The sequence below is a fragment of the Candidatus Arsenophonus nilaparvatae genome, assembly GCF_045346035.1.
Taxonomy (GTDB): Bacteria; Pseudomonadota; Gammaproteobacteria; order Enterobacterales; family Enterobacteriaceae; genus Arsenophonus; species Arsenophonus nilaparvatae.
This window is the reverse complement of record NZ_CP158507.1, coordinates 1147804-1173812: the sequence shown is the minus strand read 5'-3', so window position 1 is coordinate 1173812 and position 26009 is coordinate 1147804. Positions and strand designations below refer to the sequence as shown.

Sequence of the window (26009 nt, the reverse complement as noted above, 5' to 3'; positions counted from 1 at the left end):
ATGGCCATAATAGATTGATAAAGTGTATCAGCGACCTGTGAGCATGACCATGAATTAGAATAACTATTTTTACCAAAGCAAAGCGATGTAGCTCAGATTTTCCAACGATGTTTTAATTACCCGTTAAACAAAGTGAGTCTGGTAAACTGTTTTTATATAAAATAATTCAACTCTGATTATTTTTTGTAATGAGTGACATTAAAATATGATCCTGCCATTCACCATTAATTTGTAAATAAGCTTTTGCATATCCCTCTGGCTTAAAACCTATTTTTTTCAGTAAATTACCACTGCGATGATTATGCGGCATATAATTTGCCATAATTCTATGCATCTGCTGTTGTTCTTGCATAAAATGAATCGTTGGCATTAATGCTTCATACATCAAGCCCTTTCCTTGCCACATTTCACAGATTGAATAACCCAGATAACAAGCTTTAAAAGCCCCTCTAATAATATTACTGAAATTAATTACACCAATAACTTCAGTTTGCCGTTTATCTAATAATATAAAATGAAAAGCACTTTTACGACGATGCATTTCTGCCATAATATGCAAACGTTTACTCCAGGCAGCAGGCTGATAATAACTGCTATCACGAATAGGCTCCCATGGCTTTAAAAAATTTTCATTCCGGCAATAATAATCAGCCAGACGATAAGCATCGGTTTCACAAGCTAACCGTAGGAGCAAACGTTCAGTAACAGAATAACATTCAGGCTTTCTGGTTCGATATCCAAACATCGCGGCCAACTCCAGAATATTGGGTGCTGAATATAAATATATTTTGTTTTTACAATAGTAAGTATATCTAATTTACTAGTATTATATTTACAAAATATCACTGTATGATGCCAAATGGTGTTCAATGTCTCCGGTAACGCAAGCGCGAAACCTCGGTAAATATTTTCTTTTACTCGATAATATGTTAGTCGTGTTGGGTTTTTTTGTCGTCTTTCCACTGATATCGATCCACTTTGTTGAGCAATTAGGTTGGCCTGGCTTGGTGGTTGGTTTTGCCCTTGCCCTTAGACAATTATTTCAACAAGGTTTAGGCATTTTTGGCGGTGCTATAGCCGATCGTTTCGGCGCTAAGCCAATGATAGTGCTAGGCATGTTATTACGTGCTATCGGTTTCGCCTTAATGGCCATGGCTACCGTTCCATGGATTTTGTGGCTATCTTGCGTTCTGTCAGCCTTAGGCGGGACTTTATTTGATCCTCCTCGTACCGCCTTAGTCATTAAACTGACCAAACCACATGAACGAGGTCGTTTTTATTCATTATTATTAATGCAAGATAGTGCCGGCGCTGTTCTCGGAGCCCTGCTCGGTGGCTGGCTTTTACTGTATGATTTTCAGTTTGTTTGTTGGGCAGGTACGATAATTTTCATTATCGCAGCCATTTCAAACGCATGGCTGTTGCCTGCTTACCGTATCTCGGCTAGCCGGATATCGATTCGTACCGGGATGGGTAAAGTTTTTCGCGATCAACGTTTTTTAAAATATGTGCTTACTCTGACTGGCTATTTTATTTTATACGTACAAGTTATGTTAATGTTTCCGATTGTCGTTAATGAGATAGCCGGCTCACCGACGGCTATTAAATGGATGTATGCCATTGAAGCCATTATCTCTTTAACTTTACTTTATCCCATCGCCCGTTGGAGTGAAAAGCATTTTCGCCTCGAACAACGGTTAATGACCGGTTTACTTCTGATGAGCCTGGCCATGCTTCCTATTGGTTTTACCCATTCACTGACGCTACTTTTTACCCTGATTAGTCTGTTTTATTTAGGTACCATCACTGCTGAGCCAGCACGTGAAACATTGAGCGCATCACTGGCAGATCCTCATGCTCGCGGTAGTTATATGGGTTTTAGCCGATTAGGCCATGCCTTAGGTGGTGCAATAGGGTTTATCGGTGGTGGCTGGCTATATGATATCGGACATCGGTGGGGTTTACCGGCACTACCTTGGCATCTGTTAACCATAATAGGATTATTAACCTTATGGGCTTTGCACCAACAATTTAATCAGCAGAAAAAAACTATCATTTATAACGATAAATAGTTGTGTACAATCTTGCTATCAAAATTACAGGAGAAAAACAAAACATGAAGCACTTTTTTGTCGGAGCACTATTGTTACTATCTGGAGTGATAGCCGGATGTGATCAATTAACCGAATTCAGTATTAGTGAAGATACCATTAATAACTATCTCAGCAAACATACCCACTATAGTAAAAAAATAGGTATTGCCGGACTTGCTAATGCTAGTATCGATCTAGCCAATCTTGCTACTCAAATTGGTCGGACTGAACCGAATAAAATTACCTTAACTGGAGTAGCTAAAATTAAGCTTGAAACACTATTAGGTTCAACACATGCAGAAGTCTCTTTAGCTATCACTTCACTGCCCTATTTTGACGTAGCTACCGGTGCTATCTATTTAAAAGAATTGACAATCTCTGATCAAAAAATTACACCGGAAAAAATGGCCAGTACAATTACCACAATACTGCCGATTGTTAATAACTCCTTAAAAGCCTATTTTGAAAAAAATCCTGTCTATTTATTACAACCAGAAAAAAGTAAAGCAGAAGCATTGGCCAAGAAAATCGCTAAAGGACTTGAAGTCAAACCGGGTAAGTTATTTATTCCATTAGTAGAATAAATAACTTAGTAGTCAATAGAAAATAACAGGCGCTATGTACTCGCCTGTTAGATTCAAAGAATAAGTTACAGCGTCACTAATTGTCAGCCAGCTCCTCTCGCAATGCAACTAAAGCTTCACGCGTTATCACAACGAGAGTAGGATAAAAATCACTTACTGCATGGGTTTCCACTTGGCTAAAAAATGATTCACTCGCAGGTAAAATAAACTGATCAAATAATTGAATTTGTGTTAATAGCGGATCCTGCGCTGCATTATCCTCCAACCAAGATGCTGCCAATAATAAAGCTGCAAAACGATCAGCTTTTTCCGCTGATAATGGTATTCCATTTGCCACTAAAAATTCATTAACTGCCGTTGCTGATATTTCACTATATTGACTAATGCCGTTAACAATAGCTGAGGTAGGATCAAGAAACAATTGCTTAAAATCTTTAATTACTAACGCTAAATCCTGGCTACTAGCGGCTAGTTGCGTTAATAATTCATCTTGTTCTAAAGGCCAAGATAATTTCAATTGATTTTGACTAATCAATTCAAATAAAGGTTTAGTAATAGGATCCTCTGGGGAACGATTAAACAATGTTCCTAGTATTCGGCAAATCACGGAAAATTCATTCATTATTTTTTCCAACTTATGCTATGCATTTAATAATTTTACTTATTAGTAAGGACAATAAAACCTGGGCGGTAATATCGAATATATTTTCAACAAATTGTTCTTTATTTATCTTATTAACTGCAAAAAAAGACAAAAGTTGCAATATATTATTGACGGTTAGTCTGCTTTTTCCTATAGTAGCGCCCCATCATTCTAGTATCCTACTATATTAAAATGATAACCGGTGAGGTGTCCGAGTGGCTGAAGGAGCACGCCTGGAAAGTGTGTATACGTGAAAACGTATCGAGGGTTCGAATCCCTCCCTCACCGCCATATAAAATATCTGCCAACAACCTATTTTAGTTCCCTCCACAACCTTAAATTGCAGAGCCCTGGCCGCCATACTGACAGAGATATTGATATAACGCATTCATGCCTAACCAACGATTTGCACACCAATCTGGCGCGAGTAAAGTCGGCCGACGCGCATTGGCACAAATACGATGATAAATAATATTTTTTGGTGTGTGACGGATCATTTCTCCGGCCATTTCCACGTACTCAGTTAACTCAAGTGATAACAAACGCCCAGCACGCCAAGCCTTCGCCATTATACTACCATCAACAATATGTAATGGATGCAATTTAATACCATCAACACCAGTATCGATAACACGAGATATTGTTTGCAGATTTTCGCTAGCTGTTTCACCTGGTAGGCCAACAATTAGGTGAACACAAACATTTAATCCCTTTTTGCCGGCAATCTGAGCAATTTTTTGATAACTGGCAAAATCATGGCCTCGATTGATCTTTTTTAGGGTTTTATCATGGGATGTTTGTAAACCTAGTTCCAACCAGATTTCATATCCTTGCTGCTGATATTCTACTAATAAATCCAATACTGGTTGCGAAACACAATCTGGTCGCGTACCGACACAAAGTCCAACAATATTAGCCTGATTTAATGCCTGTTGATATAACGCCTTTAAAATTGAAACTTCAGCATAAGTATTGGTATAAGCTTGAAAATAAGCCAGATAACGTTGAGCACGATGGATTTTTTTTACTTTTTGCGCAATCTGTTGCTGGATGGAAAATTGCTGTTGCTGCTCATCGGAAAAAGAAGCAACATTGCAAAAGGTACAGCCGCCACGTCCTAAGGAGCCATCACGATTAGGGCAATTAAAACCACCGTGCAAACTGATCTTATGAATTTTTTCACCATAGCGGCGCTGAAGATCAGCGCCAAACATAGTAACAACATCATTTAACTGCATAAAATAACAATTAATTAGCGTTATCTAATTGGGCAAAGCTTTTCACCAAATCATCGATAGCTTTAACCTGTTCAAGAAATGGCGCTAATTTTGCTAATGGCAGTGCTGATGGCCCATCACATTTTGCGTTAGCCGGATCAGGATGTGCTTCCAGAAATAATCCCGCTAAACCGACTGCCATACCCGCTCTCGCCAACTCAGCAACCTGTGCACGGCGACCGCTGGAAGCAGAACCAAAAGGATCACGACATTGCAATGCATGAGTAACGTCAAAAATAACTGGAGAACCCTTTGATACATTCATCATGACATTGAAGCCTAACATATCGACAACCAAATTATCATAACCAAAGTTTACCCCACGATCACAGAGAATAACTTTTTCATTACCTGCTTCTTTAAATTTCTCAACAATATTTCCCATTTGTCCAGGACTTACAAATTGGGGTTTTTTAACATTAATGACTGCACCGGTTTTGGCCATCGCTTCAACCAGGTCAGTTTGCCGGGCTAAAAAAGCCGGTAGTTGAATAACGTCAACCACCTCAGCAACCGGTGCCGCTTGCGCTGGCTCATGAACATCCGTAATTACTTTAACGCCAAATGTTTGTTTGATTTCTTGAAAAATTTTCATTCCTTCTTCAAGCCCAGGGCCGCGATAGGAATGAATCGAAGAACGGTTCGCTTTGTCGAAGGAAGCCTTAAAAACATAAGGAATGTTAAGCTTGTCCGTTACGGTGACATAATGTTCGCAAATCTTCATTGCCAAATCGCGCGATTCAAGCACATTCATACCACCGAATAATACAAATGGTAGATTATTTGCCACTTTGATATCATCAATGGCGACTACTTTATATTGCATGCTTTTACCCTTTCTATGACAGCAAATTAGTGACGATTTTTAATGATCAATGCAATATAATCTGCTGCCCTTCTATTGAATAGATTTGCATTTTTATCATTTCAGAAACAGGATCTTCTGGACATTGCTCAACAAAATAATTTAAATCAGAAATGGCAACATGATTACATTCAAGATGAGCAAAAATAAGTCCTCTATCACGTATTTCATAAGGATCTTTCGGATCAAAAATTAATAATGTTTCACAAACTCTTAGCGCTTGTTCCATTTTTTTTTCTTCCATCAACGCTGCTTTTATTGTATCAAACATTTTTCGTATGATAATTCTATGCGCAGTTTCTTCTATGTCTTTTCGCGTCAGATGAGCAAAAGGGCTAATTGTTCCCTTGACCCATAAATCAAGCATCTGCTCGGTGAGCGTTTCACCATTTATCGGGTTAATATACCAATAAGTACCATCTTCTCGGCGAACACATAGAATAAGCTGAGTCAGAAAAATAATCGGTATCACCGGCAACTGCAATTCAGTGGCAACATGCAAAAAAATTGTCCCCAATGAAACAGGTGCCCCCTGTCTTGCTATTAGCACTTTATCCAGCCAAAGGGCCTCAGAAAGCGAATAAACCCCCGTTACACCGCTAAAAAGCCAGTCTCGATAAAACAACTTTAGTAATATAGATATTTGCGTTTCTATATCATCACCAGCTTGTATTGTTTGTCTTGCTTCGGCAACCAGAAGCCTAAGTTGTGCATTGACTTGTTCAACAGGAAAATCTGGCCGAATAATCCGTGAAACAAGTATAATACCTTCGCTCAGTGGTGCTTTATTAAATTCAAAATCAGCTATGGTTTTCATCACATTTCCATTGACCTACTGTAATACGATCATTACCACCATAATCCTGAAAAGTTACTACCTGTTGATAATGATGACAGGAAAATAACTGCCTTACTTGCCTTCCCTGCAACCACCCGTGTTCGAGTAAAAGCCATCCCTTATTAGCTAAATAGTTACGCGATTGTTCAATTATCAATTGAATATCAGCCAACCCATGATTAGCGGATATTAATGCTGTTTTAGGTTCAAAACGCACATCACCTTGTTGTAAATGTGGATCACATTCATCAATATAAGGTGGATTACTGACAATCATATCAAATTGCTGAATAGGTAGTGAACTAAACCAATTACTTTTGCAAAATTGGACATTGTTAATTACCAAATTATTTGCATTAAGTTGGGCTAGCGTAATTGCCGCATCACTAATATCGATACCAACTATCTGCGCTTGTGGACATTCTGATGCTAAAGCTAACGCCACAGCACCGGTACCCGTCCCCAAATCTAATATTTTTACTGCTTGCTTTTCTGGTAATAATTGTAATGCTCGCTCAACTAAGCACTCTGTATCCGCACGAGGTATTAACGTAACAGGTGAAACTTTCATTGGTAACGACCAAAACTCTTTTTCTTCTACTAAATAGGCGATAGGCTCACCCTTAGCCCGACGAGCTAATAGATGTTCAAGCTGTTGTTGTTGCTTAACGGTTAATTCTGTTTCGCCAAATGCAATAAGGAAAGTCCGTGTTTTGCCGGTTATATATTGCAACAAAATTTCAGCATCACGTTTAGCGCTATCACTATGGCAAAGTTTATTAGCCGCATAGGCTAACCAATGCTGATAATTCATTAATCCTGCTCTGATAAAGCAGAGAGTTGATCTGCTTGATATTCGTTAATAATCTGTTGAATTAACATATCTAATTTTCCCTCTATCACTTCATCTAAACGATAGAGAGTTAAATTGATACGATGATCAGTAATGCGGCCTTGGGGAAAATTATAAGTTCTGATCCTATCGGAACGATCACCTGAGCCGAGTAAATTACGGCGCTCAGACGCTTCTGCTTCACGGCGTTTTTGCACTTCCGATGCACGAATACGGGCAGCTAAAACTGACAGCGCTTTGGCTTTATTTTTATGCTGAGAACGTTCATCCTGACACTCGACCACAATTCCAGTTGGAATATGGGTAATACGGATCGCGGAGTCAGTGGTATTAACATGCTGTCCGCCAGCGCCTGATGAACGAAAAGTATCAATTCTTAAGTCACTAGGGTTGATATCCGGTAGCTCTGTTGCTGGAATTTCAGCCAGAATGGCTACTGTACAAGCAGATGTATGAATACGCCCTTGAGATTCAGTCTCCGGTACGCGCTGGACACGATGTCCCCCTGACTCAAACTTTAGACGTCCATACACACTATCACCAGAAACTTTGGCGATAATTTCTTTGTAACCACCGTGTTCTCCTTCACTGGCATTCATAACTTCAATCCGCCAGCGACGGGATTCAGCATAGCGGCTATACATTCTAAAAAGATCACCGGCAAATATTGCCGCCTCATCACCACCGGTACCGGCCCGAATTTCTAAAAAGCAATTTTTTTCATCATCGGGATCTTTTGGTAACAATAAAATTTGTAATTGTTGTTCAAATTCCTCATTACGCTTTTTCGCTTCTTTTAATTCGTCCTGAGCCATCTCGCGCATTTCAGGATCATGCAATAATATTTCAGCCGTCTCAATATCTTGCTGAACAGTGCGCCATAACTGAAAGCATTTGGTTACATCTGTTAACTGAGCATACTCCTTAGACAACGCCCTGAAACGCTCTTGATCTGCGATCACTTCAGCATCAACCAGGTGTGCTTGAATTTCTTCGTAGCGTTCCTGCAATGCTTCTAACTTAGCAATTATTGAAGACTTCATTCGTTATGTTAGACCTTACTAAAGGTAGTTTAATTTTGCTCCAGTCCTAAGCTATCTTTTAAAATATTAAGACGATGAATATCACCATCTGTCGCTGCTTGCTGGAGTGATTTGGTTGGTGTGTGGATCAGGCGATTCATTAACTGATAGGTTAATTGATTGATCACTTGCTCGCTATCTGCACCATTTCGCAGCGAAGCAAGTGCTTTTTCTGCCATTTCAGCCCTAATTTGCTCTGCCTGACCACGATAATCACGAATTGTATTGACTGATGACTGAGAACGCAACCAATCCATAAAATAAGCACTTTCTTGCTCAACAATAAGCTCAGCCTGAACTGCCGCCATTTTCCGTTGTTCGACATTGTGTTGCACAATCGCATGCAAATCATCAACGCTATAGAGATAAATATTATTTAATTTGTCAACATCAGGTTCAATATCTCGCGGAACAGCAATATCAATCAGCAACATCGGCTTATTACGGCGGACTTTCATTGCCCTTTCAACCATCCCTTTACCAATGATCGGTAAAGGGCTGGCAGTAGAACTAATTACAATATCCGCGTCGGCTAAACGGGTATCAATTTCAGCTAAAGTGATAACTTCCGCACCAACTTGATTAGCAAAACGTGCAGCGCGTTCTCGAGTTCGGTTAGCGATAATCAAATGCTTAGCATGATGTTCACGCAGATGGCGTGCAGCCAGTTCGATAGTCTCGCCGGCACCGACCAGTAAAATATGCAATTCAGACAGTGATTCAAAAATCTGACGAGCTAGCGTACAAGCGACAAAAGCAACCGAAACCGCATTAGCACCAATTTCGGTTTCCGTACGAATACGTTTAGCAACTGAAAATGAGCGTTGAAATAAACGCTCCAACTCACTAGATAATTTTGTATAGTGCTGAGATTTAGAAAATGCTTGTTTAACTTGACCTAAAATTTGTGGCTCACCTAAGACTAATGAATCTAATCCACTGGCAACACGCATTAAGTGGCTAACAGCAGCATTATCTTGGTGCCAATAAATACTTGTTTTAACATCATTTAAATTTAAACGATGATAGTTACATAACCAATCAATTAATTGATCTTGTAGGGATTCTTGTGAATCAACGCATAGATAAAGCTCAGTACGGTTACATGTAGAGAGCACAACGCCACTATGAACAAGTGGCTGCTGAAGTAAATTATCCAGTGCGTGTTCAATTCTTTCCGGCCCAAAAATTAACCGTTCACGTAACGTTATAGGCGCGGTTTTATGGTTTATACCGAGTGCAAGTAATGTCATATTCACTAAATCAAGTAACTAAATGGTTTCTAAACATCTGTTAAGCACACAAAAATAAAACCAATAACTTTAATAAGGAAATTTTGAGGTAGTATTCTACTTTATGCAACTAGGCAATTAAAGATGTTAAACTAAGCAAATGAATAATTCGGGCATTTTTTCCCAATTGTAGTTACATTTACCTTAATAATTTTCTGATCGACATCAACAAATTAATACCACTTGTGTGAATAGGAAATATTTAATGATACTCATTGCCAAGCAGTTTGCCAGTTTACGTCACTATTGTTACAAATTTATCCCACTAATTGCTGTTTTTTTGACCGCCTGTACATTCAATCAACAATTAACAACTGAAAAAAACGGCTCAATAACCAATCCATTATGGATAAACCACCAGCAGCAACTGGTCAAGTTGACAAAATTTCAAACCCGTGGTGCTTTTGCCTATATTGGCCCAGATAATAAAACCTATGCCAAATTTTTTTGGCAACAATATACGCTGTCTAATTACCGCCTGTTATTGACCAATCCATTAGGGACAACAGAATTAGAGCTCAATGTAACCCCTGGCGTTACCCAGCTAATGGATAGAGAAGGTAAAAAATATGTCAACCATCATCCAGCACAGATGATTTATCAATTAACAGGGATGGAAATTCCAATTGAAAACCTGCCCTATTGGTTAATCGGTTTACCCACTAATGCCACATCATTCACACTAGACGAAAATGGGCTGTTAAAAACCATCGAATATAGGCAAAATGGCGAAACCTGGCATTTGAACTACCTTGCTTATCATCAGGATAGTCAGCCTAAACTACCTAGCCGGATTGAATTAACACAAGGTAAACAACGTATTAAGTTAAAAATGGACAGTTGGACGCTAAACGAATGACATTAACCTGGCCTTCTCCAGCAAAGCTTAACTTATTTCTCTATATTACCGGCCGTCGAGCTGATGGTTACCATCAACTTCAGACTCTGTTCCAATTTCTTAACTATGGTGATGAAATTACCATCAAACCACGTGAAGATAATCAAATTCGGCTGCTTACACCCTTTACTAATCTGTCAGCAGAAAATAACCTTATTGTTAAAGCAGCGCGCTTATTACAGCGCTATTGCATTGAAGTAGATCGCGCTGATAGTCATCAAGGTGCCGATATTTATGTTAAGAAAAGATTACCCACCGGTGGTGGTTTAGGCGGTGGCTCTTCTAATGCAGCAACCACATTGATTGCCTTAAATCACCATTGGCAAACTCGTATTGATGATAATACCTTAGCCGAGCTTGGCCGTCAGCTCGGCGCCGATGTTCCGGTATTCGTAATAGGTCATGCCGCTTTCGCACAAGGCATCGGTGATCAACTTTTGCCAGCGAGTCCTGCAGAAAAATGGTATTTAGTGGCCCACCCTGGAATAAATATTGCTACCCAACAAATTTTTGCTGATCCGGAATTAAAACGTAATTCCGCAAAACGCTCATTAAGCGCATTGTTACAAGGGCCATACGCAAATGATTGTGAACCAATCGCAAGAAAACGTTTCCCTGAGGTTGAAGAGCTTATTTCATGGCTGCTAGAATATACATCATCACGCCTTACCGGCACAGGTGCTTGCGTTTTTGCTGAATTCGAAACTGAAGCTGCTGCCCGTAAGGTGTTAAATAAAGCCCCAGAGTGGATGCAGGGTTTCGTTGCGCAAGGCGTTAACCAGTCTCCTTTGCATACATTCCGCGCTGGGATTTCCAGATATCGAGATCATCAATAATAATATTTTTTGGTCGATAATATCTTTATAGACGCAAGCCTGAGGTTTTTTACGTGCCTGATATGAAGCTTTTTGCTGGTAATGCTACACCGGAACTTGCTCAACGTGTTGCCAACCGACTGTATACGAGCCTTGGCGACGCTGCGGTTGGTCGTTTTAGTGATGGTGAGGTTAGTGTACAAATTAATGAAAATGTCCGTGGTGGTGATATTTTCATCATACAATCAACGTGTGCCCCAACAAACGACAATTTAATGGAGCTTGTTGTCATGGTTGATGCACTACGCCGTGCATCTGCTGGTCGGATCACCGCTGTCATTCCCTATTTTGGTTATGCACGTCAAGATCGCCGTGTACGTTCAGCACGTGTGCCTATTACCGCTAAAGTAGTGGCCGATTTTCTTTCCAGTGTCGGTGTTGACCGGGTCTTAACTGTCGATCTGCATGCCGAGCAAATCCAGGGGTTTTTTGATGTGCCGGTAGATAACGTTTTTGGTAGTCCGATTTTGTTAGAAGATATGCTACAACAAAATCTAGACAATCCGATCGTCGTTTCACCAGATATAGGCGGAGTAGTACGCGCCCGCGCCATTGCCAAATTATTAAATGATACCGATATGGCCATTATTGATAAACGTCGGCCACGCGCAAACGTTTCCCAAGTTATGCATATCATTGGTGATGTTGCCAATCGAGACTGTGTACTGGTTGATGATATGATAGATACCGGTGGTACCTTGTGTAAAGCCGCTGAAGCACTTAAGGAACGAGGCGCTAAACGGGTCTTTGCATATGCTACCCATCCCATATTTTCCGGTAATGCCGTCGCTAATATTAAAGATTCAGTCATTGATGAGGTAGTTGTTTGTGACACTATTCCCTTATCAGCTGAAATCAAACAGCTCAATAAGGTTCGCTCATTAACGCTATCAGGCATGTTGGCTGAAGCCATTCGCAGGATCAGCAACGAAGAGTCAATCTCAGCGATGTTTGAACACTAAATAATAAATTACGCTCAGTTAAATTTTTAGCTGCCGCATTTATTAACTTAGTACTACCGAAAACCCTTTGATATTTATCACGGGGTTTTTCTTTACTTTAAGATAGATTACCGACGATGCCGCTCGTCAAAATTTCGCAGCCACCAATAACGATCAGCAATGCCCTCATGACCACTCACTCTGGCACCAGCTAACCAAATCAAAGCACCAATAAAAAGACTAATCAGTGATATTTCTGCTAAATATTCGGGTAGATCTAATTGAAAAACATGATTGCAAATATTATATGCAATACTGATCACCATAATTGCCATGCCAGTTACCATCAAGCAATTACCTAATAAAAAAGACTGTTTTCTTTTCATATCATACCCTCCAAAATACTTATCACTATGTACAATATTGAATAATAAAAATACCTACTCCTTTGCTATATTATAGTAATAGTTTTCCGACTCAGATTGAGGAAATGATCACATTAGATAATATTTTATTCACAAATCTATACATAAAACTATTTTTATTGAAAAAATAGTAGCCATTATACAGCTAACCTGATCAACCTATTCTACTGTCATCAAATTTAACTTTTTGTAGTCGGTTGTCAGAAAAGGTAAGCTATGTTCTTTAATTAAAACTGCTCAATAGTGAAAGAATATGGTGAGTAACATAAAACTGATCGTCGGTCTGGCTAACCCAGGTTCTGAATACGCGTTAACTCGGCATAATGCAGGCGCCTGGTATGTTGAATTATTAGCCAAACAACATAATCAATTACTAAAAGAAGAAAGTAAATTTTTTGGTCATACCGCCAGGATCAACTTGGCAAATAATGATGTTCGCTTACTGATACCGACAACATATATGAATCTTAGTGGAAAATCAGTGTTAGCATTAGCCAGTTTTTATCGTATCAAGCCAGCTGAAATTCTTGTCGCCCATGACGAATTAGATTTAATGCCAGGCACTGCCAAAATAAAATTAGGCGGCAGCAATGGCGGACATAATGGTCTTAAAGATATTCAAAATAAACTAGGCAACAACCCTAATTTTTATCGTTTACGCATCGGTATTGGTCACCCCGGCGATAAAAATAAAGTTGTCGGCTTTGTGTTGAATAAACCCACCCTCCGGGAACAAAAATTAATCGATGATACCATTGATGAAGCAATACGTTGTACACCGATCCTGCTTAATGAAGGCGTTAATAATGCAGTAAATCAGTTGCACGCTTTTAAGGCATCGAGTTAATACTATTACATCATATCTTCGGCAAGCTAACTTTTACGTGTATAATCATCGATAAATTCATTCATATTTATCAATTAGCGATACGCGATTGAACAGATAAAAACTAAGGTAACATATTTATGGGATTTAAATGCGGTATCGTTGGTCTGCCCAATGTAGGAAAATCAACGCTTTTTAATGCGCTGACCAAAGCCGGCATCGAGGCAGCAAACTTCCCTTTTTGTACTATTGAGCCTAATACCGGTGTAGTACCGATGCCTGATCCTCGTCTTGATCAATTGGCGCAAATTGTCAAACCACAGCGAGTACTACCGACAACAATGGAGTTTGTCGACATTGCCGGACTGGTAAAAGGCGCATCTAAAGGCGAAGGTTTGGGCAATCAATTTTTAACTAACATCCGTGAAACTGAAGCGATCGGCCATGTTGTTCGCTGTTTCGACAATGATAACATCATCCATGTTGCCGGCCAGGTTGATCCACTAGCAGATATTGATACCATTAATACTGAATTGGCATTAGCTGACTTAGATACCTGTGAGCGCGCTATTCATCGCATTCAGAAAAAAGCTAAAGGTGGCGACAAAGAAGCAAAAATTGAATTAGACATTTTGACAAAATGTTTACCGCATCTTGAAAACGCAGAGATGCTACGAACTCTAGCGTTAAGTAAAGAAGAAAAAGCCGCCATCCGCTATCTCAGCTTTTTAACTCTCAAACCAACTATGTATATTGCTAATGTGAGTGAAGATGGTTTTAACAACAATCGCCATCTAGATGCAGTGCGGGCCATTGCTGAAAAAGAGGGCTCGGTGGTGGTGCCAGTATGTGCGGCCGTTGAAGCCGATATCGCCGAACTGGATGAAGATGAACGCGACGAATTTATGGCTGAGTTAGGTATTGAAGAACCGGGACTAAATCGTGTGATCCGCGCCGGTTATAAGTTACTTAATTTACAAACTTACTTCACTGCTGGGGTCAAAGAAGTTCGCGCCTGGACCATTCCTGTTGGTGCCACCGCACCACAAGCGGCCGGTAAAATTCATACCGATTTTGAAAAAGGTTTTATCCGCGCCCAGACAATCTCATTTGCCGATTTTATTCACTATAACGGCGAGCAAGGCGCCAAAGAAGCCGGCAAAATGCGCGCAGAGGGGAAAGATTATATTGTGCAAGATGGCGATGTAATGAACTTTTTGTTTAATGTTTGATCTATTCTGGCCGGCTTTATGACATCTCAACACAATCTATAAAGACTGCAAAAACACTAAAACCCCACGCAATTTGCGTGGGGTTTTCTATTGATTATGGCTTAATTTTTTATGCTAGCTCAATCAAAGCCGAGTGCAAAATTGAGTATCACTATGATTACAACCCTTGGTTACCGGAAGCGTGCCAAAAGTGTAACCTCTTTCCCATAGTGCCTCACAAATTTTTTGCCATACCACGCGATAGACACGATCTGTCGGATGAGCTTTATCTGAAGTAGACACTTTACTGTTATGACCCATAATAATATCGTAATTACAGCTATCGATAAATTGATTACTGGTTCCAACTTCTTGCACCCCTTCTGATAAATGTAACTTTTCATACAGGTTTGACATCGATTCTGGTTTCAGTAATGACGCCATATCCACGTACATATCGCCATTACTTTCAGCAATCTCTCTTAGTGTGTGGTTAAATAACATCGCCCCACTTTCAAAGTTATTAATTTGTCTCCTAACTTCATCATAAATACGTTTAGCTTTCTTCTCGTTGGTAGACGTTTGATATTTCGCTTTAGCAGAACTAACCATCTCCTGATAACGCGCAGCCGATAGTGGAAGTCCCATATTTATATAAATAAAATGTGCATTACTTGAACCAACAATTTTAACTAATTCTTCTCTACGCTTATGAGCAATTTTAATTGCCACTTTGTGCATCTCGGTGGCAGGCAAACCTGCCGTGTAAAGGTCGTTAGCGCCAAACCAAACAATAAAAAGAAAGTTTTCATTATTTATACCTTGTAATGAGAAATCTTTCTCGAAAGCCTTCACCTCATTTTTCATAGTCGTAAGTGAACATTTGTGTACAGTACCGTAGGGTATTCCCCCCGTAGCACCACCAACGGCGTAATTGGTATATCTAAACCACAGGTCAGAACCGTGTCCCCACCCGGATTCTTGAGAAAATGATTGATGCTTGCTAGTTAACTTTTTCGAAGTGCTAGCATTAGCCATTACAAGTGATCCTCCACCTGTCGCCGCTTCATACATATGATCTGTCCAGTTACGGCAATCACTGTAACGACCTGTCGGATTCACCGTCATGGCACCGAATGCGCTCGCTAGCTTGCCAATAAAGGAACTGGCCATAATACCTGTGTCAGACAAGCTGTCACCGAAAACAATAACATTACGAAATCGTGTGGGTTGCATTCCTTTTCCCTCGCTCGCATTTTAGAGTCATAAAATGATGTCATAGATTAAATAAAACATTCTTGTCAATGATAAGAACGACCGACAATCGCTGTTCTGCCAGTTTGTTTGTCATTTCTTACCGTAAGTTTTATACATCCAACTCGCAGAAATTGAGTGACTTTATTGAATAAATAGAACTATTACGAAAAAACTCGTCAACTATTGCCGGCCTTTTGCACTTGGGTTTACTAACAATTGTTTCAGCCAGGCAAGTGTCAACAGGCAGAAGATATAAAACTGAACTTTGCAACGCTGGCCGCAGGATCAACAACAGAACAAATAAATGGTTAAAACGGTAATTAAAGCAATGATAATGGAGGGCTAAATCAGGCAGAGTATAGCGGAAATTAATCAAAATACCGGTTATATAGATAAGTAACGAATCAATGCAGTGATGACAGTCGGCTACCTGCCACCACTGCTAACCACGCAACTAATAAGATCAGTCACAATAGTCGGAAGCGATTATAAAGTAAAACCCCAAACGACGAAAGAACCAACTGTAAAATCAAGATGATATGCAACCGGTTATTCATTTTGCCAATAAAAATGAGTGATAAAGATACCGCGTGTGTTTGTTATGGTTTGATTCAAAGTTTGGTTTTGCACCGCGTGAAAGAGAATACGGCCATGGATACTAGTTAAGGTCGCGTTGCGTTGGGTATTAATTTTTGTCGCTTCATAGATGCTATCATTATAACTCAATAAATTAATATCATTACCAGCATGAAATTCGGTCACCTTATTTTTTACTTCATGATAGGTACGATGCTCAGTATTTTTAGTTAAACACAATGAATTGCTGATAGCGGTTATGAGAAATACCGGCCTGATTAGGTGCTGTTATATTGATGACAGGAATTTGATTTTTAACAGTTAGTTGAGTTTTATCGTTCGTTCGCTGGTTGGATGGTGGAACTGAAAACCGGTAACAACGGGTAACTGGCGATGAAATAAATTATGTTTCTGCTATAGCAAATATTTTTATTTTTCATAGCATTACCTATATTTTATTTTTACATAAATATGTGTATGAAAGTTACCACCTCAAAATAGAAAGGAAAAATTTAATAGACAATATATAATAATCAATAATTTAATTAGCTATCAAAATATTAATGATTATTTTTTATTTGTAATTCAATATGTTAAATTTAATTAATGCTGTTTAATTTTTATTCCTAAAATTAAGCATAATTTTATGTTTAATAAATTAAATCGTTGCTGTTTGCTAGCCAAATAAATAGCGCTCAGATGATCTGAGCGCTATTCAAATTAACTATAGATTGTTTATCAAAGCTCGTAGGCTAATAAGGCCTTGTGGCAGAGTTCAGAGCGGACACAATCACCAATGGTAAATTTCACGATGGTAACCAAATCGTCACAATCAAAGCGTCGTAACGCATCTTCCAGACCAGACATAATCCCTAACGGCAAGTCACATTGGGAAACATCGCCATTGACGACGACAGTCACATTTTCTCCTAAGCGAGTTAAAAACATTTTCATTTGATTTGCCGTCACATTTTGGGCTTCATCCAGTATCACAAACGCGTTTTCAAAGGTTCGGCCACGCATGTAAGCAAAAGGTGCAATTTCTACTTTGCCTATTTCTGGCCGTAGACAGTATTGTAGAAAAGAGTGTCCCAATCTTTTGGCTAAAATATCATATACCGGCCTAAAGAATGGTGCGAATTTCTCTGCCATATCACCCGGTAAGAAACCTAAATCCTCCTCTGCTTGCAAAACCGGGCGAGTTACAATAATTTTATTGATTTCTTTATTAATGAGAGCATCAGCAGCCATTGCAGAACTAATAAATGTTTTACCGCATCCTGCTTCACCATTTGCCAAAATCAATTTTTGCCACTTAATAGCTTCAATATATTTTCTTTGTGCTTCACTGCGAGGAATAATGGGGGAACGATCACGAGTTTCACATGCCATACCAATGGTTTCAATACCTGTAAAATCAGCAAAAGATGCCACATTGTTGATCTCTTTTAAACGAGACGAGCGACTCTCTTTTCTTAAAGATCTTCTTAATTCTCGGCGTGCTCTTGTTGCAGCTTTCTGTCTACTCATAGTTTTACCTTTCGATAGTCTATATGTCAATGGTAATAATATTTGAATATCTACACAAAAAAGCTATTTAAAACAGAGGATTGTCTCCAATTTTATGATTTGCATGAAAAAACCGGTTACAAATTTCTCCATCTTGCATGTTATGGATAACTTATAACCGGTTAATGACTGAAGAGTATACTTTAAACATTTTATCATCTATATCCCCTATGCTGAACATCATCAAACACAGAACTACGACTATAAAACATCCTCAAGAGCTTAATATTATTTTATATCCATTAATTGACTATAAAAATATTTTAACATCTCTGATACAAAAAATATTGTCGATTATTGCTTGCCTGTCAACTTTATTACGCAAACAATTACTTCAAGTCACCTGATAATTTATTAATAACCGCAGTTAATGTGAACAACTTGATAATATGCTATTTGTTTGATAATAGGTGTTTTTTTATTGTCGCGGGCAATTTTTGGCTAATCGATAACCCGCAGCAATAGCGGCCTGCTCATTTTCAAAAACAATACTATTTTTGGCTGATAAAACCTTATATCCCTGACAATGAGAAAAATGGTATATTTGGCTAATTTGATTACCTTTAATCGCGGCAGTAAGATAATTGCGCGCCATAGCAGAAATATTACTTTTTGTTTTAATTGCTTTTTTTTCTATTTCAGCAGTTGCAACTGACAAACCGGCCGCCTGATTTCTATGGCCTAATTGCCAGGTTAATTCACCGGTTACAAACGGGTTATAGTGCCCGGTAATTTTGCCAATTCGCTCATTTTGCAACTTTTCCCAACGATTAACCGGAAATTGTCGATCCCAGGCCATTAATAGCTGTTGTTGTTGCTTTGACATAGTAAGATTATATCGGTCATACATATAGAACATTACACGAGCAACCTGGCCTTTTACTTCATTTCTAGGCTCAAAAATACGATTTTTAAAATCCACCCGGCTTTGGCATTGGCCATAAGGCGATAAAACTGACGAGGCTAGTTGACCATAATTAAAATTGCTTCTATCACCATTTACTTCACCAATAGAAGGCGCAATGTTATACAGATCGGCTTCGATGGCGCGAAAAACAGGATCTGTCTTGACACAATTCTTTCGTCCCCCTTTTTGCCAACATTGGCGCTGATGACCAAATACCCATGCCGGCACAATATGTTCCCACTCTATTCGCTGTGCTCTATTTATTTGTTTTCTTACTTGATAACCACAGCTAGTTAAATCTACCCTACCACCACTTTTACCCATCCATTGCCATTGACATCCACAATAGAGCGTTCCTTGATTTCCACCAGTTTGATCAAAATAAATTTCATTACGGGCAATTTTTTTTGCTTCATCAAAACTAATCGGTGTTGCTAATAAATTAAATGGCGCACAAAAAACTACCATCACGGTAATTATTACCGTTAAAAAATGTATTAATTTCAAAATTAACATCCTGGTTAAAATTAATAAATAAATCGACTATTTTAGTCATATAATTTTTTCATTATTATCGACAGCTGTATGAAAAAATTTAATTTTATTTTCTTATTTTATGTGATGAATATCTATAAAAACCTTATCTTTTTTTTTGTATAAAAATATAATTAACTATTTAAAATAGGTTATTTAAAAATAAAATTTAATTTTCATTTAGGAAATAAAATGAATACATTAATAAAACATTTAAAAGAAGAGTTAATTGATGTGACAAAAAAACATGCTCAAGAAAATGATGTTAAGGTCATTATTGCTAAATATTCAGAAGAAGAACTTAATATTCAAATTATAATATCCGGTGAGCAACAATTTGATATTACCTTAAATTCAATACAAGATTAAACTCGTGGACGCTTACGATATAACCATAGTCCAGGAATAGATAAACCAACCGATAAAGCACCGACAATAAATAAGGTTTTAATGAAATGTGTTACTAATGTCTCAAGTAACTCAGCGTTATAGCCCAAATGAGCAATTTTTACTAACGATATCATCGCTATATAAGCACTTATACCTGGAAACATAGGAATAATCGCAGCAACAGTAAACACTTTAGGATGTGCCAACCACCAGCGTGACCATTGAATACCAATAATGCCAATTAAAATTGCCGCGCAAAAACTTGCCCATTCAATACTAAAGCTCATTTCCATCAGTATCATACGAAAACCATAACCTATAGCTCCCAGTAAAGCACAATATTTTAACGCCCGTACTGGCACATTAAAGACCATGGCAAAACCGGCTGCAGGTATGGCAGCTAATAACATTTTTTCAATTAAGGTGAGTAAAAATATTATGCCCAATTTCTTAATCCCCAAACCGCCATAGCCATGGTTATACCGATACAAGTCGCTAATGTCAGCAAACTCGCCATTGCCCAACGCGCTAATCCAGTATTAATATGACCTTTAAACATATCTGCCACAGAATTAATTAATGGAAATCCAGGAACTAACAGTAAAACACTGGCTGCCATTGAAATCGTCGATGCATTGGAAAAATAAGGAATATTTAATACAAAACCAGATACTGTAGTAGCCACAAAGGCGGTAATACAAAAATTAATCAATGGATTCATATATTGGGCTGTAAGAATTTGTCGAATGTACATTGCACAACCGCTGGCAATAAATGTGACAAAGCAACCATCCCAGCCACCCCCATTCAGCTTACAAAAACAGCCACAGGATAATCCAATCATAAGCACTAGTAACCAACGAGGATAACGTAGTGGTTTTATTTCAGCCAGACGCTGCTGAACCTTATCGCAATCTAACAATTTATATTCAGCCAATATCACCGTATGCTGAACCTTAGTCACCACATGCATATTTATGCCATGATCAATATTTTTACGGGTTGACGTCATACAGCGACCGTTAATTACAGTTGTTAAAACAATCGCATTAGAAGATATTGCGCTATCAACTTGATCCACGCCTAAGGCAATACCTAATCGGGTTGATAATTGTTCCACTAACATACTTTCAGCGCCGTGTTGAAAAAGGAGCTGAGCGCATTGAATACAAAGGCGAGTAATTTTTCTCTGCCTTTCTGTTTCAGTATGATAATTAGATTCAATATATTCCATTTTGTAGCCTATAAACTTGCAGAATTTTATTAATAGTAATAATAACAATTAAGTTATTGCTCAGTAGCAGACAACATAATTAATAGCGCTCTTTTTAGATCAAAATTAGCAATACTCTTCACAAATAATCTGATTTACAACAACGAATAATTACTACGATTTTTTTCATTTACTATAATTAACTTAACTAAAAAGCAGGTAAATTAACTAATTTTTTGCATTATAATAATATTAGCTACCGAACTATCAATATCGAAATCGGGGCATTAGAAACAATAGCCGAAGCATTCGAACCTAGCAAATGCGTGGCAATATTTGGTCGACGGGAGCCAACTACTATCAAATCAGCGCCTATTTTTTCTGCTTCTGATAAAACTTTATCTCTAGGTGACCCCATCTCAACCAAGTAAGAAATTTTTTCTTTAGGATAGTCAATATGCTTAACTATTTGTTTTAATTGTTTTTCTGAACTTTCGATCGTTTTCTTGGCAAAATTAGCTAATAAATCATAATGATAACTATAACTCATTGAATAACGAGACATATCAGGAGCAACATGCAAGAAATGCAATTTAGCATCAGATAATCTAGCAATATAAAGCGCATGTTTGAGTGCTTTTTTTATTAGTTCTTTTTCTGAGATATCAATTGGAACGAGAATTATTTTATACATATTTACTCCTTCAAACGATAAGCACTAAATCTTAGTTTCCTTTATCATTAATATAAAATACTGCACACTAAAGCCATAAAATTGATCAAATTAACTGTTAAAATAATAAATAATTAACTTGTAATTTTGATGATTGATTGTTATCTCACCACCAGTACAGAGGTTTTTGCATAACGTACAACACCCGCTGCTGTCGAACCTAACAGATGAGTTGTTATATTGGGACTTCTTGAACCAAGAATGATGATATCAGCGTTAATTTCATCCGCTCGACTGACAATTTCATCACGTGGAGAACCAAAAGCAATAGTATAGCCCAGGCGATCAGCGGGTAGATCGATCGGTTCAAGTAGGTTTTGCATATCATCCTCTGCTTTTAGGGTAGCACGATCTTTTATTTCCATATATCCCAAAGCATAAGCATTTATGATTGCCGATGAGATAGGCAATACATGAATAAAATTTAGTTTAGCTCCTGAAACTTTAGCAAACTGTACAGCCTGTCGTATAGCTTTACTCGTTAGTTCTTCTTGAGCAATATCAACAGCTACTAAAATAACTTTATACATACACATCTCCATCTAAAAATTTTCATTCCAACTTTTAAAGTATAAGATAAAAGTGATAAAATAATTGTGAATATCTTTACATGGATAAATTAAATATTTTTACCTAAATGGCAACAATCGCTGCACCTAACAGCAACCCTGTTTTCGATTACCATTCTTCGCCATTTAAAGGTCCGACATAATTGCAATCACAAGATATTATAGAAACTAAAATCAAATAGTTAATATAATATTAAATACATTATTTAAATTAAAAAAGTTGTATAAAGACGTATATAAAATTCCACAACTGTGTAAAATACGCCAAATTAATTATTGCTTTATTTTTTAATTCATTGAGGCAAAAAAATGACAAATGATTGCTCGAGTAAACCGGATACGGAAACCATTGCTACTGAAATTAGTTGCTTGAAAACTTTTATAACCTATATATTAAAAGCGCTAAATCAAGCCGATGCGGGAAGAGCTATACTCAATATGGAAAAAGAAGTTCTTGCTATGCAAGATGCTAAACAAGCAGAAGTTTTTCAACGAATAATAGAACAAATCAAAACAGCCTATCGAAGTTAATAAAAAATCCCACCTCATCAGGTGGGATTGATTATTATTTTACCGATTAAGATAAGTGCCCATACGTAAAGCTTCAATGCGCTTATCAAGAGGAGGATGGGATAAAAACAACTCACTAAAAGATTTAGAACGTCCGTTGATGCAAAAAGCCATCATACTGCCAGCTTCCTGTGGTTCATAACTTGTTTTCAAACGCTGTAATGCAGCAATCATTTTTTCTCTACCCACTAAATGCGCCGAACCTGCATCTGCACGGAATTCGCGATAACGCGAGAACCACATAGTAATAATACTGGCCAAAATACCAAATACAATTTCTAACACCATTGATACCGCAAAGTAAATCATTGGATTACCCTGGCTACTTTCATTGTCATTATTACTATTTGATAAAAATCCAGACGCCAGCTGAGCAATGATGCGTGAAATAAAAATGACAAAAGTATTCACTACTCCTTGTAATAAAGTCATTGTTACCATATCACCATTTGCTATATGGCTGATCTCATGGGCGATAACCGCTTCGGCTTCATCACGTCCCATACTTTCTAACAAACCTGTACTAACAGCAACCAATGACGCATCACGACGAGCCCCGGTGGCAAAAGCGTTAATATCGGGTGCATGATAAATAGCAACTTCTGGCATTTTTATGCCAGCTTGATCAGCCTGACGCTTGACGGTATTTAGCAACCAATGTTCCGTTTCTGTTGTCGGACTTTCAATCACCTGCCCACCAACAGAACGTAATGCCATCCATTTTGACATCAATAATGAGATAAATGAGCCACCAAAACCAAAAAGACCAGCCATAATCATTAGCCCTGGAACGCTTTGTCCCTGGATGCCGGTCAAACTCAAAATAATTCCAAATACAAACATTACTGCCAAGTTTGTAAGTAAAAACAAGGCTATTCGCATCATAAAAATTGCTTTCCTTTATTAATTAACAATGATTAACATTAAATTAGTAATATAAATAATGTTTTTTAACTACTTTTCAAGCCCTTTGTTGTGCAAATATGAAAAAAACACTCAACTTTACATTTTTACAAAAAACTAGCACAAACTGGCATTTTTATTATCTTAAAACAACAATTTTCTTATATAACTTATTGTTTTCTATAAACCACTATAGTTAAAAACTATACAAAATAACCGTATGCGGGTCAATTATGGCTTCTTTTTTTACTCAATGAATTAAAAAATTGGTTTAGCTAAGCAAAAACGACTTAACTAGTCAGCAAAAAAAATAATATCCATATTTTATTAATTAATCATCAAATTAATAACAACTCATTAAGTTAATAACAACTCATTAATAATATACCAAAAAACATTAAATGTTATTATATAAATAAACTCAATTATATACTTTAATATTTTAACTAAATATTTAACTTATAAGTAATCAAGTTAATTAAAATATAAAAAAACTTCTACTATTACGAAACAAATTAATTATATAAAACTTAGTATTTTTGTGAAATTGAGAAGCAATTAACTTACATGAGCAATAATTTATAAAATAATAAATACAAAGTAAAAAATAAAAAAGTGAAAAATTAAAGTAAATATTTGTTAAGGAAACTATAATGAAAAAATTAATCTATGTAATAACTTTACTATTTATCTTAATTAATTATGCCACAGCGATACCAAATGATAATGTTATAAAAACCTTTAATGGCGAAGAATTCCATTTAACTGGTGATTACTATCATCCAAATATAACAGATGTTAATCAAAAAATGACACCGGTTATACCATTTGAAGGATTATCTACCCATGGTGGTCAACAAATTGTTGACGGCTATAAACAAGCATTCAAACATGATGTAATGGGGGATTTTATAAATTTGCAGCTTAGTTTAGTAAAAAAACAAATATCATCCAATGACCAACATACGATTATTCAAAATCTGGCTGTTATAAGAAAACAATTTCCTGAGTTAATTAATTTTTGGCAAGGGCTCGCTGCCGCAACACACCATACACTGGAGGAAATTTATCTAGTTGCCTGGTCAGAAGAGGGATTATTTGCTAATGAAATTCAAAAAGATACCAATAATTCTCTTGAAAAAATGGCTGAAATAACGAAAAAGGGCTCAGCATGTACCTCGATAGGATGGTCAAACGGCATTTTAGGTCAAACTCAAGATATGAATGTTGCCTATTCAGGCTGGGGCGCTATTTGGCAAAGTCCAACACTAATTGTGCATGCTCCAACCCCCTTCTTTACCTCAATTGTGATGGGAAAAAAACTAGCAACCACAACAAATATTATCGAAGGTTTGCGCCAAGGTAGTGGAAAAAATGGCGTGCCTATTAGTGCGGTTATTATGGCAATCGCCGCTAAAATTGATAATGTTTATAAAGTCCCTGCTCTTTTTGCTGCTCTAAAAACAAATGGCGCTTATTCACCTAGCTTTGTCGATTTAAAAAACCAAATTATTACCATAGAAATAACAAATAAAGGTAATAAAGTGATTGATGGAACAAAGAAAGGCTATGTTGTCCATACCAATCACCCAATTGGTGAAGAAAAACGTTTAGTGAAAAAATATGCCCAAGGTAACAGGCAACTGTTCGATAACTTATCCGCCAATACTTTGTGGCGGCTTGCTACCGCCAAACTGCGCGCTATATATAGCCCGACTAAAAGTGTCGATGCACTAAAAAACTTATTTAGCGTTAAACCTATTTTGATGCAAGGCTATAAAGGAAATGCTTTTATTACCACCAATGCCATCATACATGATCTAAAAGCGGGATGTACCTATGGCACGACTTGGTCACCAAACTTACAGGATTTTACTAAAGTCTGCTTTGTAAATTAATTTGTTATTACCGAATATTGTCGGTGAGTTAAAAATAAATAATATCAAACATAAATAATAAACCGATATTTTAATATGTCATTTAGACGATTATATTTAGGTCATATCGAAAATGATCTAGTAATCACTTAAATAAGCGAGTTATCTCTTCTGATGAAAAATGCAAAGATAAATAACATTGAGTTAA

The 26009-nt window shown here is 37.5% G+C and carries 28 protein-coding genes and 1 tRNA gene; 11 read left to right on the top strand and 18 right to left on the bottom strand.

The window, feature by feature from the left end:
• Positions 1-166: 166 nt before the first annotated feature.
• Positions 167-745: a ribosomal protein S5-alanine N-acetyltransferase gene (gene rimJ, locus WH390_RS05695; protein WP_032115918.1), complete on the bottom strand. Its 579-nt coding sequence runs from the start codon at positions 743-745 to the stop codon at positions 167-169.
• A gap of 124 nt (positions 746-869) precedes the next feature.
• Here rimJ and mdtH point away from each other — a divergent pair, with 124 nt between their 5' ends.
• Positions 870-2072 (top strand): multidrug efflux MFS transporter MdtH, encoded by a 1203-nt coding sequence (mdtH, locus tag WH390_RS05690; protein WP_032115919.1) that lies wholly within the window; start codon positions 870-872, stop codon positions 2070-2072.
• A 44-nt stretch (positions 2073-2116) separates the two neighbouring features.
• Positions 2117-2677 (top strand): lipoprotein, encoded by a 561-nt coding sequence (locus WH390_RS05685; protein ID WP_032115920.1) that lies wholly within the window; start codon positions 2117-2119, stop codon positions 2675-2677.
• A gap of 76 nt (positions 2678-2753) precedes the next feature.
• On the opposite strand, the gene WH390_RS05680 is transcribed toward WH390_RS05685, so the two are convergent.
• Positions 2754-3299, bottom strand: coding sequence for a molecular chaperone (locus WH390_RS05680; protein WP_032115921.1), 546 nt, complete (start codon positions 3297-3299; stop codon positions 2754-2756).
• Between the two features lie 222 nt (positions 3300-3521).
• Between WH390_RS05680 and WH390_RS05675 the strand changes: the two genes are divergently transcribed.
• A tRNA-Ser gene (locus WH390_RS05675) sits at positions 3522-3611 on the top strand.
• 44 nt (positions 3612-3655) lie between these two features.
• On the opposite strand, the gene WH390_RS05670 is transcribed toward WH390_RS05675, so the two are convergent.
• From WH390_RS05670 to hemA, 6 genes are read right to left on the bottom strand one after another with little or no spacing between them, the layout of a single operon-like run.
• Positions 3656-4558: a TIGR01212 family radical SAM protein gene (locus tag WH390_RS05670; protein ID WP_032115922.1), complete on the bottom strand. Its 903-nt coding sequence runs from the start codon at positions 4556-4558 to the stop codon at positions 3656-3658.
• A 10-nt stretch (positions 4559-4568) separates the two neighbouring features.
• On the bottom strand, positions 4569-5423 hold the full coding sequence (gene kdsA, locus WH390_RS05665; RefSeq protein WP_032115923.1) for a 3-deoxy-8-phosphooctulonate synthase: 855 nt from the start codon (positions 5421-5423) through the stop codon (positions 4569-4571).
• 46 nt (positions 5424-5469) lie between these two features.
• Complete coding sequence (gene sirB1, locus WH390_RS05660; RefSeq protein WP_032115924.1) at positions 5470-6279, bottom strand: invasion regulator SirB1; 810 nt, start codon at positions 6277-6279, stop codon at positions 5470-5472.
• A complete protein-coding gene (gene prmC, locus WH390_RS05655; protein ID WP_032115925.1) occupies positions 6263-7114 on the bottom strand; it encodes a peptide chain release factor N(5)-glutamine methyltransferase in 852 nt (283 codons plus the stop codon). Before prmC ends, sirB1 begins: the two co-directional genes overlap by 17 nt.
• Entirely contained in the window at positions 7114-8196 is a 1083-nt protein-coding gene (gene prfA / locus WH390_RS05650; RefSeq protein WP_032115926.1) for a peptide chain release factor 1, read from the bottom strand. Before prfA ends, prmC begins: the two co-directional genes overlap by 1 nt.
• Before the next feature lie 29 nt (positions 8197-8225).
• Positions 8226-9488 carry a glutamyl-tRNA reductase gene (hemA, locus tag WH390_RS05645; protein WP_032115927.1) on the bottom strand — a complete coding sequence of 421 codons (1263 nt, stop codon included), beginning with the start codon at positions 9486-9488 and terminating at the stop codon, positions 8226-8228.
• A gap of 244 nt (positions 9489-9732) precedes the next feature.
• Here hemA and lolB point away from each other — a divergent pair, with 244 nt between their 5' ends.
• The 3 genes from lolB to prs are packed head-to-tail and all read left to right on the top strand — an operon-like array spanning position 9733 to position 12262.
• Complete coding sequence (gene lolB, locus WH390_RS05640) at positions 9733-10386, top strand: lipoprotein insertase outer membrane protein LolB (protein WP_052044920.1); 654 nt, start codon at positions 9733-9735, stop codon at positions 10384-10386.
• On the top strand, positions 10383-11261 hold the full coding sequence (ispE, locus tag WH390_RS05635) for a 4-(cytidine 5'-diphospho)-2-C-methyl-D-erythritol kinase (protein ID WP_032115928.1): 879 nt from the start codon (positions 10383-10385) through the stop codon (positions 11259-11261). The genes lolB and ispE overlap by 4 nt, the downstream gene beginning before the upstream one ends.
• Before the next feature lie 53 nt (positions 11262-11314).
• Complete coding sequence (gene prs / locus WH390_RS05630; RefSeq protein WP_032115929.1) at positions 11315-12262, top strand: ribose-phosphate diphosphokinase; 948 nt, start codon at positions 11315-11317, stop codon at positions 12260-12262.
• Positions 12263-12369: 107 nt separating this feature from the next.
• On the opposite strand, the gene ychH is transcribed toward prs, so the two are convergent.
• Positions 12370-12627: a stress-induced protein YchH gene (gene ychH / locus WH390_RS05625; protein ID WP_032115930.1), complete on the bottom strand. Its 258-nt coding sequence runs from the start codon at positions 12625-12627 to the stop codon at positions 12370-12372.
• 295 nt (positions 12628-12922) lie between these two features.
• Here ychH and pth point away from each other — a divergent pair, with 295 nt between their 5' ends.
• Both pth and ychF read left to right on the top strand, forming a co-directional pair.
• The gene (gene pth / locus WH390_RS05620) at positions 12923-13513 is read left to right on the top strand and encodes an aminoacyl-tRNA hydrolase (RefSeq protein ID WP_032116000.1); all 591 of its coding nucleotides are present in this window, start codon (positions 12923-12925) and stop codon (positions 13511-13513) included.
• Between the two features lie 119 nt (positions 13514-13632).
• Complete coding sequence (ychF, locus tag WH390_RS05615; protein WP_032115931.1) at positions 13633-14724, top strand: redox-regulated ATPase YchF; 1092 nt, start codon at positions 13633-13635, stop codon at positions 14722-14724.
• Between the two features lie 123 nt (positions 14725-14847).
• Here ychF and WH390_RS05610 read toward each other — a convergent pair whose 3' ends face one another.
• The 4 genes from WH390_RS05610 to WH390_RS05595 form a co-directional block, all read right to left on the bottom strand.
• Complete coding sequence (locus WH390_RS05610; protein ID WP_032115932.1) at positions 14848-15939, bottom strand: SGNH/GDSL hydrolase family protein; 1092 nt, start codon at positions 15937-15939, stop codon at positions 14848-14850.
• Between the two features lie 570 nt (positions 15940-16509).
• Positions 16510-16776: a hypothetical protein gene (locus WH390_RS05605; RefSeq protein ID WP_032115933.1), complete on the bottom strand. Its 267-nt coding sequence runs from the start codon at positions 16774-16776 to the stop codon at positions 16510-16512.
• A gap of 498 nt (positions 16777-17274) precedes the next feature.
• Positions 17275-18066: a phosphate starvation-inducible protein PhoH gene (gene phoH, locus WH390_RS05600; RefSeq protein ID WP_032115934.1), complete on the bottom strand. Its 792-nt coding sequence runs from the start codon at positions 18064-18066 to the stop codon at positions 17275-17277.
• Between the two features lie 457 nt (positions 18067-18523).
• Positions 18524-19522, bottom strand: coding sequence for an endonuclease (locus tag WH390_RS05595; protein WP_032116001.1), 999 nt, complete (start codon positions 19520-19522; stop codon positions 18524-18526).
• A gap of 216 nt (positions 19523-19738) precedes the next feature.
• Here WH390_RS05595 and WH390_RS05590 point away from each other — a divergent pair, with 216 nt between their 5' ends.
• Positions 19739-19915, top strand: coding sequence for a hypothetical protein (locus WH390_RS05590; protein ID WP_187290960.1), 177 nt, complete (start codon positions 19739-19741; stop codon positions 19913-19915).
• Here WH390_RS05590 and WH390_RS05585 read toward each other — a convergent pair.
• The 4 genes from WH390_RS05585 to WH390_RS05570 form a co-directional block, all read right to left on the bottom strand.
• The gene (locus WH390_RS05585) at positions 19912-20382 is read right to left on the bottom strand and encodes a threonine/serine exporter (protein WP_032115935.1); all 471 of its coding nucleotides are present in this window, start codon (positions 20380-20382) and stop codon (positions 19912-19914) included. The genes WH390_RS05590 and WH390_RS05585 overlap by 4 nt on opposite strands.
• Positions 20373-21170 carry a threonine/serine exporter ThrE family protein gene (locus tag WH390_RS05580; RefSeq protein WP_406850698.1) on the bottom strand — a complete coding sequence of 266 codons (798 nt, stop codon included), beginning with the start codon at positions 21168-21170 and terminating at the stop codon, positions 20373-20375. The genes WH390_RS05585 and WH390_RS05580 overlap by 10 nt, the downstream gene beginning before the upstream one ends.
• A gap of 235 nt (positions 21171-21405) precedes the next feature.
• Positions 21406-21843 carry a universal stress protein gene (locus WH390_RS05575; RefSeq protein ID WP_032115937.1) on the bottom strand — a complete coding sequence of 146 codons (438 nt, stop codon included), beginning with the start codon at positions 21841-21843 and terminating at the stop codon, positions 21406-21408.
• Positions 21844-21983: 140 nt separating this feature from the next.
• Positions 21984-22412, bottom strand: a complete 429-nt coding sequence (locus WH390_RS05570) for a universal stress protein (protein WP_032115938.1) — start codon at positions 22410-22412, stop codon at positions 21984-21986.
• Between the two features lie 348 nt (positions 22413-22760).
• On the opposite strand from WH390_RS05570, the gene WH390_RS05565 reads away from it, so the two are divergent.
• Positions 22761-22982, top strand: a complete 222-nt coding sequence (locus WH390_RS05565) for a DUF2594 family protein (RefSeq protein WP_032115939.1) — start codon at positions 22761-22763, stop codon at positions 22980-22982.
• A 39-nt stretch (positions 22983-23021) separates the two neighbouring features.
• Here the strand turns inward: WH390_RS05565 and htpX are convergent, their stop codons facing one another.
• On the bottom strand, positions 23022-23906 hold the full coding sequence (gene htpX / locus WH390_RS05560; protein ID WP_032115940.1) for a protease HtpX: 885 nt from the start codon (positions 23904-23906) through the stop codon (positions 23022-23024).
• 671 nt (positions 23907-24577) lie between these two features.
• Here htpX and WH390_RS05555 point away from each other — a divergent pair.
• A complete protein-coding gene (locus tag WH390_RS05555) occupies positions 24578-25822 on the top strand; it encodes a hypothetical protein (protein ID WP_032115941.1) in 1245 nt (414 codons plus the stop codon).
• Positions 25823-26009 lie beyond the last annotated feature (187 nt).

Excerpts from the sequence above, each read along its gene's own strand:
- rimJ (WP_032115918.1), bottom strand. The coding sequence starts at position 745 with ATGTTTGGATATCGAACCAGAAAGCCTGAATGTTATTCTGTTACTGAA.
- mdtH (WP_032115919.1), top strand. The coding sequence starts at position 870 with ATGTCTCCGGTAACGCAAGCGCGAAACCTCGGTAAATATTTTCTTTTA.
- WH390_RS05685 (WP_032115920.1), top strand. The coding sequence starts at position 2,117 with ATGAAGCACTTTTTTGTCGGAGCACTATTGTTACTATCTGGAGTGATA.
- WH390_RS05680 (WP_032115921.1), bottom strand. The coding sequence starts at position 3,299 with ATGAATGAATTTTCCGTGATTTGCCGAATACTAGGAACATTGTTTAAT.
- WH390_RS05670 (WP_032115922.1), bottom strand. The coding sequence starts at position 4,558 with ATGCAGTTAAATGATGTTGTTACTATGTTTGGCGCTGATCTTCAGCGC.
- kdsA (WP_032115923.1), bottom strand. The coding sequence starts at position 5,423 with ATGCAATATAAAGTAGTCGCCATTGATGATATCAAAGTGGCAAATAAT.
- sirB1 (WP_032115924.1), bottom strand. The coding sequence starts at position 6,279 with ATGAAAACCATAGCTGATTTTGAATTTAATAAAGCACCACTGAGCGAA.
- prmC (WP_032115925.1), bottom strand. The coding sequence starts at position 7,114 with ATGAATTATCAGCATTGGTTAGCCTATGCGGCTAATAAACTTTGCCAT.
- prfA (WP_032115926.1), bottom strand. The coding sequence starts at position 8,196 with ATGAAGTCTTCAATAATTGCTAAGTTAGAAGCATTGCAGGAACGCTAC.
- hemA (WP_032115927.1), bottom strand. The coding sequence starts at position 9,488 with ATGACATTACTTGCACTCGGTATAAACCATAAAACCGCGCCTATAACG.
- lolB (WP_052044920.1), top strand. The coding sequence starts at position 9,733 with ATGATACTCATTGCCAAGCAGTTTGCCAGTTTACGTCACTATTGTTAC.
- ispE (WP_032115928.1), top strand. The coding sequence starts at position 10,383 with ATGACATTAACCTGGCCTTCTCCAGCAAAGCTTAACTTATTTCTCTAT.
- ychH (WP_032115930.1), bottom strand. The coding sequence starts at position 12,627 with ATGAAAAGAAAACAGTCTTTTTTATTAGGTAATTGCTTGATGGTAACT.
- ychF (WP_032115931.1), top strand. The coding sequence starts at position 13,633 with ATGGGATTTAAATGCGGTATCGTTGGTCTGCCCAATGTAGGAAAATCA.
- WH390_RS05610 (WP_032115932.1), bottom strand. The coding sequence starts at position 15,939 with ATGCAACCCACACGATTTCGTAATGTTATTGTTTTCGGTGACAGCTTG.
- phoH (WP_032115934.1), bottom strand. The coding sequence starts at position 18,066 with ATGAGTAGACAGAAAGCTGCAACAAGAGCACGCCGAGAATTAAGAAGA.
- WH390_RS05590 (WP_187290960.1), top strand. The coding sequence starts at position 19,739 with ATGAATACATTAATAAAACATTTAAAAGAAGAGTTAATTGATGTGACA.
- WH390_RS05580 (WP_406850698.1), bottom strand. The coding sequence starts at position 21,170 with ATGGAATATATTGAATCTAATTATCATACTGAAACAGAAAGGCAGAGA.
- WH390_RS05575 (WP_032115937.1), bottom strand. The coding sequence starts at position 21,843 with ATGTATAAAATAATTCTCGTTCCAATTGATATCTCAGAAAAAGAACTA.
- WH390_RS05570 (WP_032115938.1), bottom strand. The coding sequence starts at position 22,412 with ATGTATAAAGTTATTTTAGTAGCTGTTGATATTGCTCAAGAAGAACTA.
- WH390_RS05565 (WP_032115939.1), top strand. The coding sequence starts at position 22,761 with ATGACAAATGATTGCTCGAGTAAACCGGATACGGAAACCATTGCTACT.
- htpX (WP_032115940.1), bottom strand. The coding sequence starts at position 23,906 with ATGATGCGAATAGCCTTGTTTTTACTTACAAACTTGGCAGTAATGTTT.
- WH390_RS05555 (WP_032115941.1), top strand. The coding sequence starts at position 24,578 with ATGAAAAAATTAATCTATGTAATAACTTTACTATTTATCTTAATTAAT.